Below are 13,599 nucleotides of genomic sequence, written 5' to 3' on the forward strand. Positions count from 1 at the left end.
CTACACGATCAAGCAGGGCGGTTTTACAGGCCGAGTTCTGCCAACTCATCTACGCTATCTTTGCTCAGCTTGAGTGGCTGTGAGGCAAAGATGGTTTTGCCGTCCAGGGTAACTTCACCCAGTACCGGCAAGTCGGCACCATCGGTAATCTCTTCGCCGTTATAGAGCATCTCGCCCAGGGCAACGAATGCTTTGCCTGCCTCCAAGGGACTCCACTGGAAACCACCAGTAATCACGCCTTCATGCACTAAGCGACGGCCCTGACCTGGAGAGAAAAGGCCCATGACCGCTACGTCCCCTTCCAGACCACGCTCTTTCACGGCCCGCGCCGCGCCGATGGTTCCCTGGCTGCCAAACGACATGATTCCGGCTAAGTCTTCGTGGGCACGCAGTAAGTCCAGGGTGGTGTTGCGGCTATCGTCGACGCTTTCGGCAACGCCGAAACGATCAGCAGCTTGGGTCAAGCCCGAGCAGTTATCATCAAGCCAGTTCACGGCCGCATCGGCCCAGGCGTTGTGCGCGGGCACGCTGAGGCCGCCGACGTAAACAGCATAAGAGCCTTCGCAGCCGGTAGTGTCAGCCAATAGCTTGGCGTGCTCTTCACCTAACTGCTGCGCTGAAATCATTTCAAAGTCGTAGTCGATGTTGATCGATTCAGGGCTTTCATGAGTCAGGACGATAATTCCCTGATCACGTGCCCGTTCCAATACCGGCTCAAGAACCTCACGATCATTCGGGACAACACCGATGACATCAACGCCACGGCTGATTAGATCTTCTATTGCGCGTACCTGCAGGGCGGGGTCAGCACTGGTGGGACCCACCATATAGGCTTCTACGCCAAGCTCTTCACCCATTTGTTCAATGCCCATTTCCATAGCATTGAACCAAGGGATGCCACCGACCTTGGCGACCACGGCAATTGTAGGAGACTCCTGAGCCATTGCGCCGGTGCTGCCGATAATGCCTGTTAGCGTAGCTGCGGTAAGAAGTGCTTTGTATTTCATTGTGATTTCCTGCTTGCTGTTGGCTGACCCAATCAGTGGAATAGAGTGCATTGAAGCGCTTTAATAATGCTGCTGTACGTTGCGCCATGGTCAAATGAAACGGCGCAGGCTCTTCATAGCGTCACAATACATAGGGATTTAATGCATAAAAACGTTACACAGTGCTGGATACGTTGAGTGGTACCTAAGCGATGCGTCATCGCTATTGTCATTTAATCAACAATGCACAATCGGTTGTGCATAGCGTAGGATTGATCTAATGCATCATCACGTCAATGCTACTTTTATCTAATTGCAAGGAGCTGCCACGTGGTTAGCAATTCTTCATCCAAGCGGCTGACTATTTACGACCTGGCGAGGTTGGCAGAAACATCGCCCAGTACTGTCAGTGCCGTGCTCAACGGCACATGGCAGCGCCGACGTATCAGTAAGAAGCTTGCCAGCAAAATTCTTTCGCTCGCCCAGTCGGAGGGCTACTCGGCCAACATGCAGGCCCGTGCTTTGCGGCGCGAGCGCTCAGGTATCATTGGCATGATCCTGCCGCTGTACGACAACCGCTATTTCAGTTCGATAGCCCAACACTTCGAATCGGAAGCGCGTCGGCGGGGGCTGTTTGCGATTGTTTCGTGTACGAATCGAGATCCCAAGCAAGAGTGTGAAGCCGCCCGTATGATGCTTGCTTACCGTGTCGAGTGCCTGGTATGCACCGGGGCAACGGATCCAGATACGATTGCGCAGATGTGTGCCGAGAGCGGCGTGCAAAGCATTAATCTCGACCTTCCAGGCAGTAAAGCACCATCGGTTATTTCCAATAACCGTGAAGGCGCGCGACAGCTTACCCACGCCATCCTCAACCGCCTTGCCAAAGAGAAGCGCAGTGATGACCCTGTGCTATTTATTGGCGGTCGTGATGAGGATCACAATACCCGCGAGCGTATTGCCGGCTTCAAGCAAGCCAGAGCGGAAATGGGGCTGGCGACGGCGGAAAAGAATATCCTCCCCTGCGATTATGCTGCCGATAAGTCCCAGGCTGCGCTGGAAACATACATGCGTAATTGTTCTACTCTGCCCAGTGCTATGTTCGTCAACTCGACGATTTCTCTTGAGGGCGTCGTTCGTGGGTTGCAGCTAAATGGCTATTATCTAGATGACATTATTTTTGGATGTTTTGACTGGGATCCGCTTGCCGCTGCCTTTCATCCGCGCTTGATGATGGTTCGGCAAAATGTAATTGAGATGATTGACTGCGTCTTCGAACTGATTGATACCCCGCCGCAGGACCCCAGTCTGCTCATAGAGGTTCAGCCAGAAATAATAGGTGTTTGATGCGCGCCCTCGCACAGCATTTACTTAATCAAATGAATAGGCTAGCCATTTAGGGCGAAGCTTTATACACCATTATTCACTACCAGGATGAAACATGGCCATTTCCAGCCACGTACACAGCATGACCGCCTTTGCCCGCACCGAGCAGGCCGCCCCGTTTGGCACTCTGCAGGTAGAAATCCGCTCGGTGAATCAGCGCTACCTGGAACCGCACTTTCGCCTGCCCGACGCTCTACGCGAGCTGGAGCCAGTGCTACGCGATGCCTTACGCACGCGCCTAGCGCGGGGCAAGGTAGAGTGCAGCCTGCGTTTTGAAGCCGCCGAAGCCAACCAAGCCCCTGCGGTTAACGCCCAGCGCTTAAAAGAAATAGCCGATGCCCTGGCCGCTATTCAGCAACAGGTACCCAGTGCCGTGCCGCCCACCACGCTGGCGTTGCTTAACCAACCCGGCGTTATGGAAACCCAGCACCTCGACCAAGACGCCATCAAAGCCGCCGCCAAAACGCTATTTGATCAAGCACTGAACGAGTTGATCGACGCCCGCGCCCGGGAAGGCGAAAAACTCGCTGAGATGATCACCACTCGCCTAACGGCTGTGAGCGAGCAAGTGGCCACCGTGCGCAGCCTGCTGCCGCAAATTTTAGAGCGCCAGCGCGCCCAACTATTGGAACGCTTAGAAGTCGCCAAAACTGAACTCGACCCGCAACGCCTGGAAGCCGAGCTAGTACTGGTGGCACAAAAAGCCGACGTGGATGAAGAACTGGACCGCCTAACAGCGCATGTGCAAGAAGTCAGCCGCCAGCTCGCCCAAAAAGGCCCCAAAGGCCGTCGGTTAGACTTTCTAATGCAGGAACTTAACCGCGAAGCCAATACACTGTCGTCAAAATCCGTGGTGGCTGAGACGACGCGTTGTGCGGTGGAGTTAAAGGTGCTGATTGAGCAGATGCGGGAGCAGATTCAGAATATTGAGTGATGGAACACGCTATTTACCATCGCTGCTGATAGGCGGGTAGGCGAAAATCAGTATGTAGGCGCTTCCAATGTTCTCTAAACGCCTGCTTATGAGGCTCATGCATTGGTAATTCCGTCAGCACTTGAGGCCTAAGGGTTTGGGCTTCATCAAGAGTGCCAGCTAGGTGGGGCTTGATTAAACGCCAGGGTATGCAAAGAGAGCTGCAGAATACTCAATTGATCCATTTAGCTCCTTAACACGGTTAATCATCTCCTAGTAAACCTTTCTGTGGGTCATCAATAACGCTATCGTCGTTGTCCGCCATCGGAGGAAGGCGTGCCTGCTGTATGACCTGCGAGCGTGGCCTGCTTAGGTGGGCTGCAAAGGCTTGTTGCGCATCGGTAACGTCTAACAACTGAAAACGGGGCACGAGCTCATATCCCTAATGTGGATACTACTGTGTCTGTTTTATGGCTATCTGAGCACGCCTTTCTCTAGCTCTCTTCTCCATTGGCTCGCTTACAGGCCTAGCAATTCTCCAACTGGCAAGTGACTGGTCGCTTTCATTTCGCGCAGCGAGAGGTTGGAGCGGATACTCGACACGCCGGGCAGTTTACGCAGCACCGTTTCGACGAAGTGGCTGTAGTCGTCCAGGTCTTTGGCCACCACTTGCAGTAAGAAATCGGCTTCGCCGGTGGTGTTATGGCAGCTCAGTACCTGGGAGCTGGCCTGGATAATACGCTCGAACTCTGCCGTCGCGGCTTCGCTGTGCTGGGTGCAGGTGATCTGCACGAACGCCATCACGCTGGCGCCGATTTTGCGGCGATTGAGGATGGCCTGGTAGCCTTCGATCACTCCTAGTTCTTCCAGACGTTTGTGGCGTCGCCAGCAGGTGGCTTCGCTCAGGTGCAGCTGCTCGGCCAGTCGCGCGTTAGGCATTCTGCCGTCGGACTGGAGTAACTCTGCTAGTTTGGCATCCTTTTTATCCAATGCGCTCATGCTGAAAGTCTCTTTCTCATCATCACTATAAAGAGAAAGAGTGCTTCATATTGATCAGCGTTGTCCATGATATGGAAAGCTCATTTCTGGCCAGACTCGTTATAGTCACTTTAGCGAATCATCCACCTAGACGTTCAGGAGTGGCCCATGAAAGCCGTTGTTTTTGAGCAATTTTCCGCCCCACCACAGATCCTACAACTGCCTGATCCCACCCCCGAGCCGCATGGGGTTGTGGTGAAAGTGATGGCGACAGGCGTTTGCCGTAGTGACTGGCATGGCTGGGTAGGACATGACACTGATATTCAACTTCCCCATGTGCCGGGGCATGAGCTTTCCGGTGTTGTCGAGGCCGTTGGTAAAGATGTAAAAAAATGGCGCATTGGCGACCGCGTCACGGTTCCCTTCGTTGGCGGATGCGGCACTTGCCCTGAGTGCCACTCAGGCAACCACCAGGTGTGCGATAGCCAGTTTCAACCGGGTTTCACGCACTGGGGCTCCTTTGCTGAGTATGTGAGTATTCACTATGCAGACGTCAATTTGGTCGCGCTGCCAGAGACATTGGATTTTGCAACGGCGGCGAGTTTGGGTTGCCGGTTCGTTACCTCTTTTCGGGCGGTTGTCGATCAGGGCCAAACCTCCGCAGGGCAGTGGGTGGCCGTCCACGGTTGCGGTGGGGTTGGTCTATCCGCTGTGATGATTGCCAACGCCGTTGGCGCCAATGTGGTGGCCATCGATATTTCGGAAGAGGCGCTTCACCTAGCTCGTCAATTGGGCGCCGTTGCCACTGTCAATGCTGCCAAGGTTGCCGATGTGGTTGAGGCAGTGGCAGAAATAACCCAGGGAGGTGCCCATGTCTCTTTGGATGCGTTAGGCCACCCGACGACCTGTTTTAACTCCATCAGCAATCTGCGCAAACGCGGCAAGCATATTCAGGTTGGGTTGATGTTGGCTGAGAACAGCACACCTGCTATTCCCATGAGTAAGGTTATTGCCCACGAGCTTGAAATACTGGGCAGCCATGGTATGCAGGCGCACCGTTATGACGCCATGCTGGCGATGATCCAGTCTGGAAAGTTGGCGCCTGAAAGGCTGATCGGCAAGCGTATTACTCTTGAGCAATCGATTGGCGCGCTGATGAACATGGATAAGTTCGAAGGGGCAGGCGTGACGGTGGTGACGGAATTTTGATAAAGCGGGCTGCAGCGTTGTTGCCGATTATAAATTGAAGGGTTAGGTAACACTGATGCTTCTAGTATCGAAAGCGTTGCATTTGCGCTACTCACGATGTGGGGTGGGCGACAGGTTCACTATTGCTTCCAGTTTGGTTGGACACCCCCATGCGCATCTTGCGAACTCTCAGTTGCACGTCTCTCGCTGGTATTCTCGGCATATTGCCTATCACTGCTTACCCAAACGGATCAATTCCAGCGCAACCTTAACGCTCTTTTTTGTATTCTTACTTCTGCTAATCACTCGCGCGTGGCGCTCTGTGAATGATGAATACTGTCCGGTTAAACGTTAAGCATTAAAGAAACACTTTTTATCTATTTAATTGGTTCATGATTTTTTAGCACATAATGACTGATGTGATGATTGTTTCTTATTGTTTATTTTAATATCGGCGGTTATATTTGATTGCCCATTTTTAGAGGCTGTTATATAAAAGCCTGTCTTTTCTTTAGGTGCTTGTTTGAATGATTTTTTACGCTAATTTGCTGTAAGAGAAATTAACAATGCGCCTAGTGTTTAAGGCCTGGTTTTTAAGACCTAGTGTTTAAGAACTAGTTTCTCCCTTTAAGTTAATTAAAAAAATGGCGTGCACTGAGTGCACGCATTACTGCGTACACATCAATAAGCGTCTTTATGGGTGCTTAACTCGCTGGCGCAGTATTCCCAATGATGCTTGGTCATTAGAGGAGTAGGGATATGAAAAAGTACGTAGCGGAGTTAATTGGTACGTTCTGGCTAGTATTGGGCGGTTGTGGCAGCGCGGTGTTAGCAGCGGCTTTTCCAGAAGTCGGCATTGGCCTATTAGGGGTGTCGCTGGCCTTTGGTTTAACGGTTGTTACGATGGCGTATGCGATTGGGCATATTTCGGGGTGCCATTTAAATCCTGCGGTGTCGATTGGGCTTTGGGTGGGTGGGCGCTTTCCTGCTAAAGAGTTGCCTTACTATATTGGTGCGCAAGTACTGGGTGCCGTTGTTGCTGGTGGCGTGCTGTATCTGATTGCGAATGGCCAAGCAGGATTTGATGTGTCGGCTGGGTTTGCATCGAATGGGTACGGAGAGCATTCACCCGGCGGTTATAGCATGACGGCGGCGTTACTAACGGAAGTCGTAATGACCATGATGTTTATCTTCATCATTATGGGGGCAACCGATGGTCGCGCACCTGCAGGATTTGCACCGTTGGCGATTGGCTTGGGCTTAACGCTAATTCACCTGATCAGTATTCCGGTGACCAATACTTCGGTGAATCCAGCGCGTAGTACGGGCGTTGCTCTATATGTAGGAGATTGGGCGACGGCTCAGCTGTGGCTGTTCTGGATAGCACCAATGATCGGCGCAGCGTTAGGGGCACTAGCGTATCGCTTTATTGCTCAGCCTGAGGCACTCATAGCGCCGCCAGCGCCTTCTGATCATGACGATGATCTAACGGGTAAGATCGTTCCCTAAAGCGGTTCTCCACGATAGTAGTGCCATAAAAATAGCGAACCCACGCTACGCCAGGGGGCCCAGTGTTCGACTAACTGGCGAGCCTGTTTAGGCGTGGGTTTGTCTTCCAGTTTTTTAAGACGGCCAAGCGCTACACGTAAGGCAAGATCGTCGGCGGGAAATATATCCGCGCGTTGGAGCGAAAACATCAAGTAAATTTCGGCGCTCCAACGTCCAAAACCACGCAGTTGAGTAATAGCGGCAATCGCCTCGTCATCGCTCAGCGTGGCTAGCCCATCGGCGCTGAATGTGCCGGCAAGCTCTGCCTCCGCTAGCCCTTTGGCATAGGCTACTTTGCGCCAGGAAAGCCCTGCATCACGCAGCGCTTGGTCTTCAACGTCCATCACTGCTTGCGCGTGCAATTCCGGTAGCAATGAAGTGACACGGCCCATAATTGCGCGCGCTGCTTCCGTCGAAATCTGCTGGCTAACAATCGTATTAAAAAACGTTGCGAAGCCTTGATCGCGTTGGCGCGGCGCGGGTGCTCCCACCAGTGGATAAGCACGGGCAATATCGGAGTCTGCTTTAGCCAGTGCCTCCATGGCGTACTCGATAGTCTCTAGTGTCATGACCATTTCACCTGCTTATAAGTTTAAAAACACACTAACAAAATTAGGATATTAGCGTTGTAATCCGTCGGAATTGTCTCGTTCGCTGGCTAACTTTTTTGGTGTTGCGTATTTCTACTTTTGTCTAATCCTGCGATCATTTGCAGCTATACAAGACCGTTTTGTTAAGCAGGTGTTGAATGCGCCTGGGGGAGAAAAGTATGCAGGCGTCGTCATCGGGATTGGCACGTAACCCGCGGCTGGCAGAAGTCGTGTTGGCGTTAGGCGGGTTTGGTATTGGCACCAGCGAATTCGTCATTATGGGGTTAATGAACCGTGTCGCGGAAGATCTCGCCGTTACGGTGCCGCAGGTGGGCTATGCCATCAGTAGTTATGCCCTGGGCGTAGTTGTGGGCGCGCCGCTGATATCTGCCTTTGCAGCGCGGGTACCAAAGCGTGCGTTGCTGATTGTGCTGATGCTGGTATTTGCTATCGGTAATATCGCCAGTGCCATGGCGCCGGGGTTTTGGTCATTCGTTGGACTGCGCTTTATTGCCGGGTTACCCCACGGTGCTTACTTTGGCGTAGCCGCTTTGGTAGCGGCTGGCGCAGTGCCGGTTGATCAGCGGGCACGGGCTATTTCTCGGGTAATGATGGGCTTGACGTTGGCGATTCTGATTGGCGCGCCGTTAGGCACGTGGACAGGCAATTTATTTGGCTGGCAAATTGCCTTTGCAGCCGTAGGCATTATTGCCCTGTTGACCGCGCTATTGATTCGTCTGTGGGTACCTGTACAGCCGTTCGATGCTTTGGCAAGCCCGCTACGTGAACTGTCGGCATTGATAAAGCAGCGTGTGCTGGTGACGGTGGCTATTGCCTGTATTGGTTGTGGCGGTATGTTCGCTATTTTTAGTTATGTGATGCCTACGCTTACGCAGCAAGCGGGTATGAGTGAAGCGCTGGGGCCGCTAGTGCTGGTCATCTTTGGTCTTGGCTCTATCGCTGGGAATTTGATCGGTGGTCGTGCAGCGGACAAGAACCTGATGCGCGCGATTCCCGCTACCCTGGTGTGGTGCGCTGTAATTCAAGGATTGTTCTATTTTGCTGCCAATAATGTTTGGACGGGGCTGTTATTTGTAGGATTAGTCGGTTCCAGCATGGCGCTAGCGCCAGCGCTGCAGACTCGTTTAATGGATGTGGCAGAAGATGCCCAAACGATGGCGGCTTCGCTAAACCATGCCGCTTTTAATGGAGCCAATGCGTTAGGGGCGTGGTTAGCGGGGTTGGTGATTAGCGCAGGTTTTAGTTGGTCGAGCACGGGGTTAGTCGGTACCGGTTTAGCGCTTTGTGGGCTAGTGATTTTTGCTTGGGGACGCTGGCTTGAGAAGCGTACTTTCGCTACGGCTGAACGTTATCAGTGAGTGTTTACTAACGACATATCCGAAAGCCGCGCATGCCTAGGTGAAAATGATCAGCATGTGCGGCGTTGTAGTCTGGCCCCAATACGTTGCCAAAGGTGTCGCAGGCGCCATCTCTCGCTGCTGTTAAAAACGCTCCGGTTTTGCCTCCGTTATCCCAGTGGTTGCTCAGCGTAGCGCGTTGGCCATTTTCAAACTGAAACCCCACCACATCGAGGGCCTCAGCGGTGGCATGTTCACTGCGCCTACCCGTTTCGCGGCCATAAATATTACGGCAGGCAAAGCTGCCTACGTGATCGACTTGGGCCACACGGCTACCCATGATTTCCAGGGCAGCAGGTTGAAGGGCATGGCGTTCGTACATTACCCAGGCAAGCGCCATTGGGCAGCTAGCGACAAAGCTTTGGCTAAAACGAACGCTGGTAGATTGCATACGCACGATATTCGTCAGTGGGCAACTAGCGGTTGGGGAATAATCGGCTAAAGGTGTGTAGCTAAGTTCGCTTTTTGGCACGGTGTCCAGTGCGACTAAACAGGCCTCCCGGTCATCGTTTAGACGTTTGAGCTTTAGCTGGGTGATGGGCGTTATTGGATCATCGATAGAGAGTGGCGCCCAGGGGGCCCAATGGCGGGGAATCTCAATCAAGCCTTTTTGCAAGGCTACGCCCAGGGCAATTAAGCATAAAATAATGATCGTGCTGCGCATAACGACCTCCTTGGGACTGCGCCGAAACGCTACAGTCCATAGCATAGGTGTGCGATACTGCGCGCTACTTTATTTGCAGAACCTTATTCGCAGTGCTTGATAAACAGTACAACGTATTGTCGTTATGCTGTTTATCTTCATCAACGATCTTTCGCTGACTATCATTTCGCTATCTATCTTTTGCTAACTATCTTTCGCTAATTAGGGAAGCGCTTCATGTCCCAGGGTACGCTTTTTATTATTTCTGCCCCGTCGGGTGCTGGTAAAACCAGCTTGGTTCGCGAGCTGATCGAGAGCCTGGATGGCATTCAGGTCTCGGTATCACATACCACGCGAGCTAAACGCGAGGGGGAAGTGGATGGTGTGAACTATCACTTTACTCACGTAGCCGACTTTGAAGCGATGATTGAGCGCGGTGAGTTCTTTGAGTATGCCAAAGTCTTTGATAATTACTACGGTACGTCTCGCTGTGCGGCGCAAGCTGTTCTGGATGCGGGGCAAGACGTTATTTTAGAGATCGACTGGCAGGGCGCTCAGCAGGTACGCGCGCAAATGCCCTCGGCAGTGTCGATTTTTATCTTGCCACCCTCGCGTAGCGAACTAGAACGGCGCCTTTCTAGCCGCGGAACCGATGAGCACGCAGTGATTGCTCGGCGTATGCGTGATGCCGTTAGCGAAATGTCCCATTTTGATGAATATGACTACTTAGTCATCAACGATGATTTCACCACAGCACTACAAGAGTTGCAGTCGCTGGTGATCAGTCGCCGCCTAACACGTGAGGCGATGCAGGTGCGTCATGCGCCACTACTCGATGCGCTCTTGTCACAAGCGCCTAGCGTCGAGTAATCTAGCAGATTCCATTACCACTTTTTTTGCTGGGCCAGCGGCGTTTCACCACAACGCTGGCCCAGCGTTGTCATTACAGGAAGGCCCCCATGGCTCGCGTAACCGTTGAAGATTGTCTAGAAAATGTTGAGAACCGCTTCAAGCTGGTGATGATTTCTACCCAGCGCGCGCGCCAGCTTGCCCGTGGCTCCCGTGAAGCGCAGCTGCCCTGGGAGAACGATAAACCTACCGTTATGGCTCTGCGTGAAATAGCCGCCGGCCTGGTCGATCACAGCGTGCTAGATGAGCCGGTTGAAGCCCCGGTTCGTACGCGCCCAGCAATGACGCCTACGACACATATCGACGACTAAGGTTTACTAAAGACTGGACTTAGAAGCGACTAGGGGCGCGGTAAATGTTCACCATTGATGACCTGGCCGATCGACTTGGCGGCTATTTACCTCCAGACGAAATACAGCAGGTCAAGCGCGCTTTCTATTATGCTGAGCAGGCTCACGATGGCCAGCGCCGTCGCTCTGGTGAGCCTTATGTGACCCACCCATTAGCGGTCGCTAACATATTGGCTAATATGCACATGGACCATCAAAGTTTGATGGCGGCCATGCTGCACGATGTCATTGAAGATACGGGTGTCTCGAAAAAGGCGCTGTCTGCGCAGTTTGGCAAACCGGTCGCCGAACTGGTGGATGGTGTTTCCAAGCTGACTCAGATCACCTTTGAAGACAAAGCCGTCGCCCAGGCGGAAAATTTCCAGAAGATGGTGTTAGCGATGTCGCGAGATATCCGCGTCATCATCGTCAAATTAGCTGACCGTCTGCATAACATGCGCACGCTGGGAGCATTGCGCCCAGATAAAAAGCGTCGTATTGCCCGAGAAACGCTGGAAATTTATGCCCGTATTGCGGGACGCTTAGGTATCAATACGATTCGTGTTGAACTTGAAGACCTCTCTTTCCAGGCTATTCACCCAATGCGTTCAGAGCGCATCAAGCGCGCGGTAGCTAGCGCGCGGGGGAACCGCCGTAGCGCGATGCGAGAAATTCAGTCATCGCTACAGCAGAGCCTGGACGATGAAGGGCTTAAAGGCACCGTGATCGGTAGACAGAAGCATCTGCTGTCGATTTATAAAAAGATGCGCGACCAGCGTAAGCCGTTCGCGGAAATTATGGATGTCTTCGGCTTCCGCATCATTACCGAAGATGTTGCTAGCTGCTATCGCATTTTAGGTGTGGTGCATAATCTCTATAAGCCCGTGCCAGGGCGATTTAAAGATTATATCGCCATCCCGAAAGCCAACGGCTATCAAAGCCTTCATACTACGCTGTTTGGTCAGGGTGGGATGCCCATTGAAGTGCAGATCCGCACCCGTGAAATGGAAGCGATGGCTAATAATGGCATCGCTGCCCACTGGCTCTATAAAGCAGGGCAAACAACCCACCCCATTGCCGAAGGTAGCCATGCCCGTGCCCGCGCTTGGGTAAAAGGGCTGCTCGAAATGCAGCGCCATGCGGGTGACTCGCTAGAGTTTATTGAGCACGTCAAGAACGACCTTTTCCCAGACGATATCTACGTATTTACCCCCAAAGGCGACATCATGGAGTTGCCTCAGGGCGCAACGGTGATCGACTTTGCTTACAGCGTACACACCGATATTGGCAATAACTGCATTGCTTGTCGTATTGATCGCCATTTAGCCCCGCTCTCAACGCGTCTTGAAAGTGGTCAAACCCTGGAAATTATTACTGCTCCTGGGGCACGGCCTAACTTGGCATGGCTCAACTTCGTCACGACAGCAAAAGCGCGTTCTGCAATACGGCATGCATTGAAGCACCAGCAGCAGGCAGAAGCGGTTATCTTAGGGCGGCGGCTGTTGAATAAGGCGCTGGCGCCGTTTGAAACCAGCTTGGAAGAACTGGATGAAAGTGTTTTTGCTAAAGCATTTAAAGAGCTGGATGTCGCTTCGCTAGATGCTTTGTTAGAGTCTCTGGGCTTAGGCAATCGCATGGCCCATGTGGTGGCGCGGCGCTTGGTTGATGTTTCCAATGGCGGCAATGCTGACTACGTTCTCAGTGGGGATAGCGAAAAAGCCGTCGTGATTAGCGGTAGCGAAGGCATGGTGATTAATTTTGCCCGCTGCTGTCATCCGTTGCCGGGCGACCCTGTTGTCGGCCACTTATCGGTTGGCAAGGGACTGGTGGTGCATCGCAGTGAGTGCAAAAACCTAGGTGATCGTAAAAACGATCCAGAGAAGCTGTTTGCTCTTGAGTGGTCAGACAGTATAGATGAAGACTTCCCGGTCGCGCTGCGCATCGAAATTGAGAGCCGTCGTGGGCTGGTAGCCGAGCTGGCGGGCGTGGTGACCGATGCCGATGCCAATATCGAGCGTATCGGCATTGAAGAGCGTGATGCGCGGCTTTCAATTGTTAATTTAACCTTATCGGTGAAAGGCCGGGTGCATCTTGCGCGTATTATTAAGCGTATTCGCAATCTGCCTAATGTCGGCAAAATAACTAGAATGACCAATTAATCGCCCGTTAGTAGGCTGCTGGCAATGGGCTGGCGGCAACGGCTATGGCGGGCCATTACAATTAATGGTTAACGCTATCACCTTATTTATCACTTACCTCTAAAAATATATTAAACACGACAGGAGAGTGCTATCTCATGAGCAACAAAGCAGTTATTAATACTGAAAAAGCCCCCGCTGCCATCGGCCCTTACTCTCAAGCGATTAAGGCTGGCAACACAGTGTATCTGTCGGGTCAGATCCCGCTGAATCCCGAGACAATGGAAATTGTCTCTGACGACTTTGAAGCACAAGCGCGTCAAGTATTTACCAATCTTCAGGCGGTGTGTGAAGAGGCTGCCGGTACGCTGGGCGATATCGTCAAACTCAACTTATACCTAGTTGATTTGGATAACTTTGCGATCGTGAACAAGGTGATGGAAGAGTTCTTCTCGTCGCCTTTCCCTGCTCGTGCAGCGGTCGGCGTCAAAGCGTTACCCAAAGGTAGTCAAGTGGAAGCAGAAGCTGTGATGGTCATTGGCGACTAAGCCACTGAGCCGACTGTCTTTAGTA

General features: G+C 52.4%; 14 protein-coding genes. 9 read left to right on the plus strand and 5 right to left on the minus strand.

All coding sequences use genetic code 11. The features are described 5' to 3' along the window. Positions 1–23: 23 nt before the first annotated feature. Positions 24–1,007, minus strand: a complete 984-nt coding sequence (locus HVE01_RS02650; protein WP_038486436.1) for a substrate-binding domain-containing protein — start codon at positions 1,005–1,007, stop codon at positions 24–26. Between the two features lie 309 nt (positions 1,008–1,316). Here HVE01_RS02650 and HVE01_RS02655 point away from each other — a divergent pair, with 309 nt between their 5' ends. Beyond that, the gene (locus HVE01_RS02655) at positions 1,317–2,333 is read left to right on the plus strand and encodes a substrate-binding domain-containing protein (protein WP_146942234.1); all 1,017 of its coding nucleotides are present in this window, start codon (positions 1,317–1,319) and stop codon (positions 2,331–2,333) included. 94 nt (positions 2,334–2,427) lie between these two features. Then, positions 2,428–3,306: a YicC/YloC family endoribonuclease gene (locus HVE01_RS02660; protein ID WP_125753214.1), complete on the plus strand. Its 879-nt coding sequence runs from the start codon at positions 2,428–2,430 to the stop codon at positions 3,304–3,306. Between the two features lie 241 nt (positions 3,307–3,547). Here the strand turns inward: HVE01_RS02660 and HVE01_RS19790 are convergent, their stop codons facing one another. Then, the gene (locus HVE01_RS19790; protein ID WP_164517049.1) at positions 3,548–3,715 is read right to left on the minus strand and encodes a hypothetical protein; all 168 of its coding nucleotides are present in this window, start codon (positions 3,713–3,715) and stop codon (positions 3,548–3,550) included. Between the two features lie 89 nt (positions 3,716–3,804). Beyond that, positions 3,805–4,284: an Lrp/AsnC family transcriptional regulator gene (locus HVE01_RS02665; protein ID WP_146942236.1), complete on the minus strand. Its 480-nt coding sequence runs from the start codon at positions 4,282–4,284 to the stop codon at positions 3,805–3,807. Positions 4,285–4,431: 147 nt separating this feature from the next. Here HVE01_RS02665 and HVE01_RS02670 point away from each other — a divergent pair, with 147 nt between their 5' ends. Further along, the gene (locus tag HVE01_RS02670) at positions 4,432–5,472 is read left to right on the plus strand and encodes a zinc-dependent alcohol dehydrogenase family protein (RefSeq protein WP_146942238.1); all 1,041 of its coding nucleotides are present in this window, start codon (positions 4,432–4,434) and stop codon (positions 5,470–5,472) included. A 738-nt stretch (positions 5,473–6,210) separates the two neighbouring features. Beyond that, the gene (aqpZ, locus tag HVE01_RS02675; RefSeq protein ID WP_146942240.1) at positions 6,211–6,960 is read left to right on the plus strand and encodes an aquaporin Z; all 750 of its coding nucleotides are present in this window, start codon (positions 6,211–6,213) and stop codon (positions 6,958–6,960) included. On the opposite strand, the gene HVE01_RS02680 is transcribed toward aqpZ, so the two are convergent. Continuing rightward, entirely contained in the window at positions 6,957–7,568 is a 612-nt protein-coding gene (locus HVE01_RS02680) for a DNA-3-methyladenine glycosylase family protein (protein WP_146942242.1), read from the minus strand. The two genes, aqpZ and HVE01_RS02680, sit on opposite strands and share 4 nt — an antisense overlap. A 200-nt stretch (positions 7,569–7,768) precedes the next feature. Between HVE01_RS02680 and HVE01_RS02685 the strand changes: the two genes are divergently transcribed. Beyond that, on the plus strand, positions 7,769–8,968 hold the full coding sequence (locus tag HVE01_RS02685; RefSeq protein ID WP_125753200.1) for an MFS transporter: 1,200 nt from the start codon (positions 7,769–7,771) through the stop codon (positions 8,966–8,968). A 7-nt stretch (positions 8,969–8,975) separates the two neighbouring features. On the opposite strand, the gene HVE01_RS02690 is transcribed toward HVE01_RS02685, so the two are convergent. Beyond that, positions 8,976–9,671 (minus strand): extensin-like domain-containing protein, encoded by a 696-nt coding sequence (locus HVE01_RS02690; protein WP_146942244.1) that lies wholly within the window; start codon positions 9,669–9,671, stop codon positions 8,976–8,978. A 216-nt stretch (positions 9,672–9,887) separates the two neighbouring features. Here HVE01_RS02690 and gmk point away from each other — a divergent pair, with 216 nt between their 5' ends. The 4 genes from gmk (at position 9,888) to HVE01_RS02710 (ending at position 13,574) form a co-directional block, all read left to right on the plus strand. After that, positions 9,888–10,520, plus strand: coding sequence for a guanylate kinase (gene gmk / locus HVE01_RS02695; RefSeq protein WP_125753194.1), 633 nt, complete (start codon positions 9,888–9,890; stop codon positions 10,518–10,520). Between the two features lie 89 nt (positions 10,521–10,609). Beyond that, positions 10,610–10,870 (plus strand): DNA-directed RNA polymerase subunit omega, encoded by a 261-nt coding sequence (rpoZ, locus tag HVE01_RS02700; RefSeq protein WP_125753191.1) that lies wholly within the window; start codon positions 10,610–10,612, stop codon positions 10,868–10,870. A gap of 44 nt (positions 10,871–10,914) precedes the next feature. After that, positions 10,915–13,047, plus strand: coding sequence for a RelA/SpoT family protein (locus tag HVE01_RS02705; RefSeq protein ID WP_125753188.1), 2,133 nt, complete (start codon positions 10,915–10,917; stop codon positions 13,045–13,047). Positions 13,048–13,184: 137 nt separating this feature from the next. After that, positions 13,185–13,574 (plus strand): RidA family protein, encoded by a 390-nt coding sequence (locus HVE01_RS02710; RefSeq protein ID WP_125753185.1) that lies wholly within the window; start codon positions 13,185–13,187, stop codon positions 13,572–13,574. The last annotated feature ends 25 nt before the right edge of the window (positions 13,575–13,599 follow it).

The organism is Vreelandella venusta, assembly GCF_007989605.1.
In the GTDB taxonomy this organism is placed as follows: domain Bacteria; phylum Pseudomonadota; class Gammaproteobacteria; order Pseudomonadales; family Halomonadaceae; genus Vreelandella; species Vreelandella venusta.

Excerpts from the sequence above, each read along its gene's own strand:
- HVE01_RS02650 (WP_038486436.1), bottom strand. The coding sequence starts at position 1,007 with ATGAAATACAAAGCACTTCTTACCGCAGCTACGCTAACAGGCATTATC.
- HVE01_RS02660 (WP_125753214.1), top strand. The coding sequence starts at position 2,428 with ATGGCCATTTCCAGCCACGTACACAGCATGACCGCCTTTGCCCGCACC.
- HVE01_RS02665 (WP_146942236.1), bottom strand. The coding sequence starts at position 4,284 with ATGAGCGCATTGGATAAAAAGGATGCCAAACTAGCAGAGTTACTCCAG.
- HVE01_RS02670 (WP_146942238.1), top strand. The coding sequence starts at position 4,432 with ATGAAAGCCGTTGTTTTTGAGCAATTTTCCGCCCCACCACAGATCCTA.
- aqpZ (WP_146942240.1), top strand. The coding sequence starts at position 6,211 with ATGAAAAAGTACGTAGCGGAGTTAATTGGTACGTTCTGGCTAGTATTG.
- HVE01_RS02680 (WP_146942242.1), bottom strand. The coding sequence starts at position 7,568 with ATGACACTAGAGACTATCGAGTACGCCATGGAGGCACTGGCTAAAGCA.
- HVE01_RS02685 (WP_125753200.1), top strand. The coding sequence starts at position 7,769 with ATGCAGGCGTCGTCATCGGGATTGGCACGTAACCCGCGGCTGGCAGAA.
- HVE01_RS02690 (WP_146942244.1), bottom strand. The coding sequence starts at position 9,671 with ATGCGCAGCACGATCATTATTTTATGCTTAATTGCCCTGGGCGTAGCC.
- gmk (WP_125753194.1), top strand. The coding sequence starts at position 9,888 with ATGTCCCAGGGTACGCTTTTTATTATTTCTGCCCCGTCGGGTGCTGGT.
- rpoZ (WP_125753191.1), top strand. The coding sequence starts at position 10,610 with ATGGCTCGCGTAACCGTTGAAGATTGTCTAGAAAATGTTGAGAACCGC.
- HVE01_RS02705 (WP_125753188.1), top strand. The coding sequence starts at position 10,915 with ATGTTCACCATTGATGACCTGGCCGATCGACTTGGCGGCTATTTACCT.
- HVE01_RS02710 (WP_125753185.1), top strand. The coding sequence starts at position 13,185 with ATGAGCAACAAAGCAGTTATTAATACTGAAAAAGCCCCCGCTGCCATC.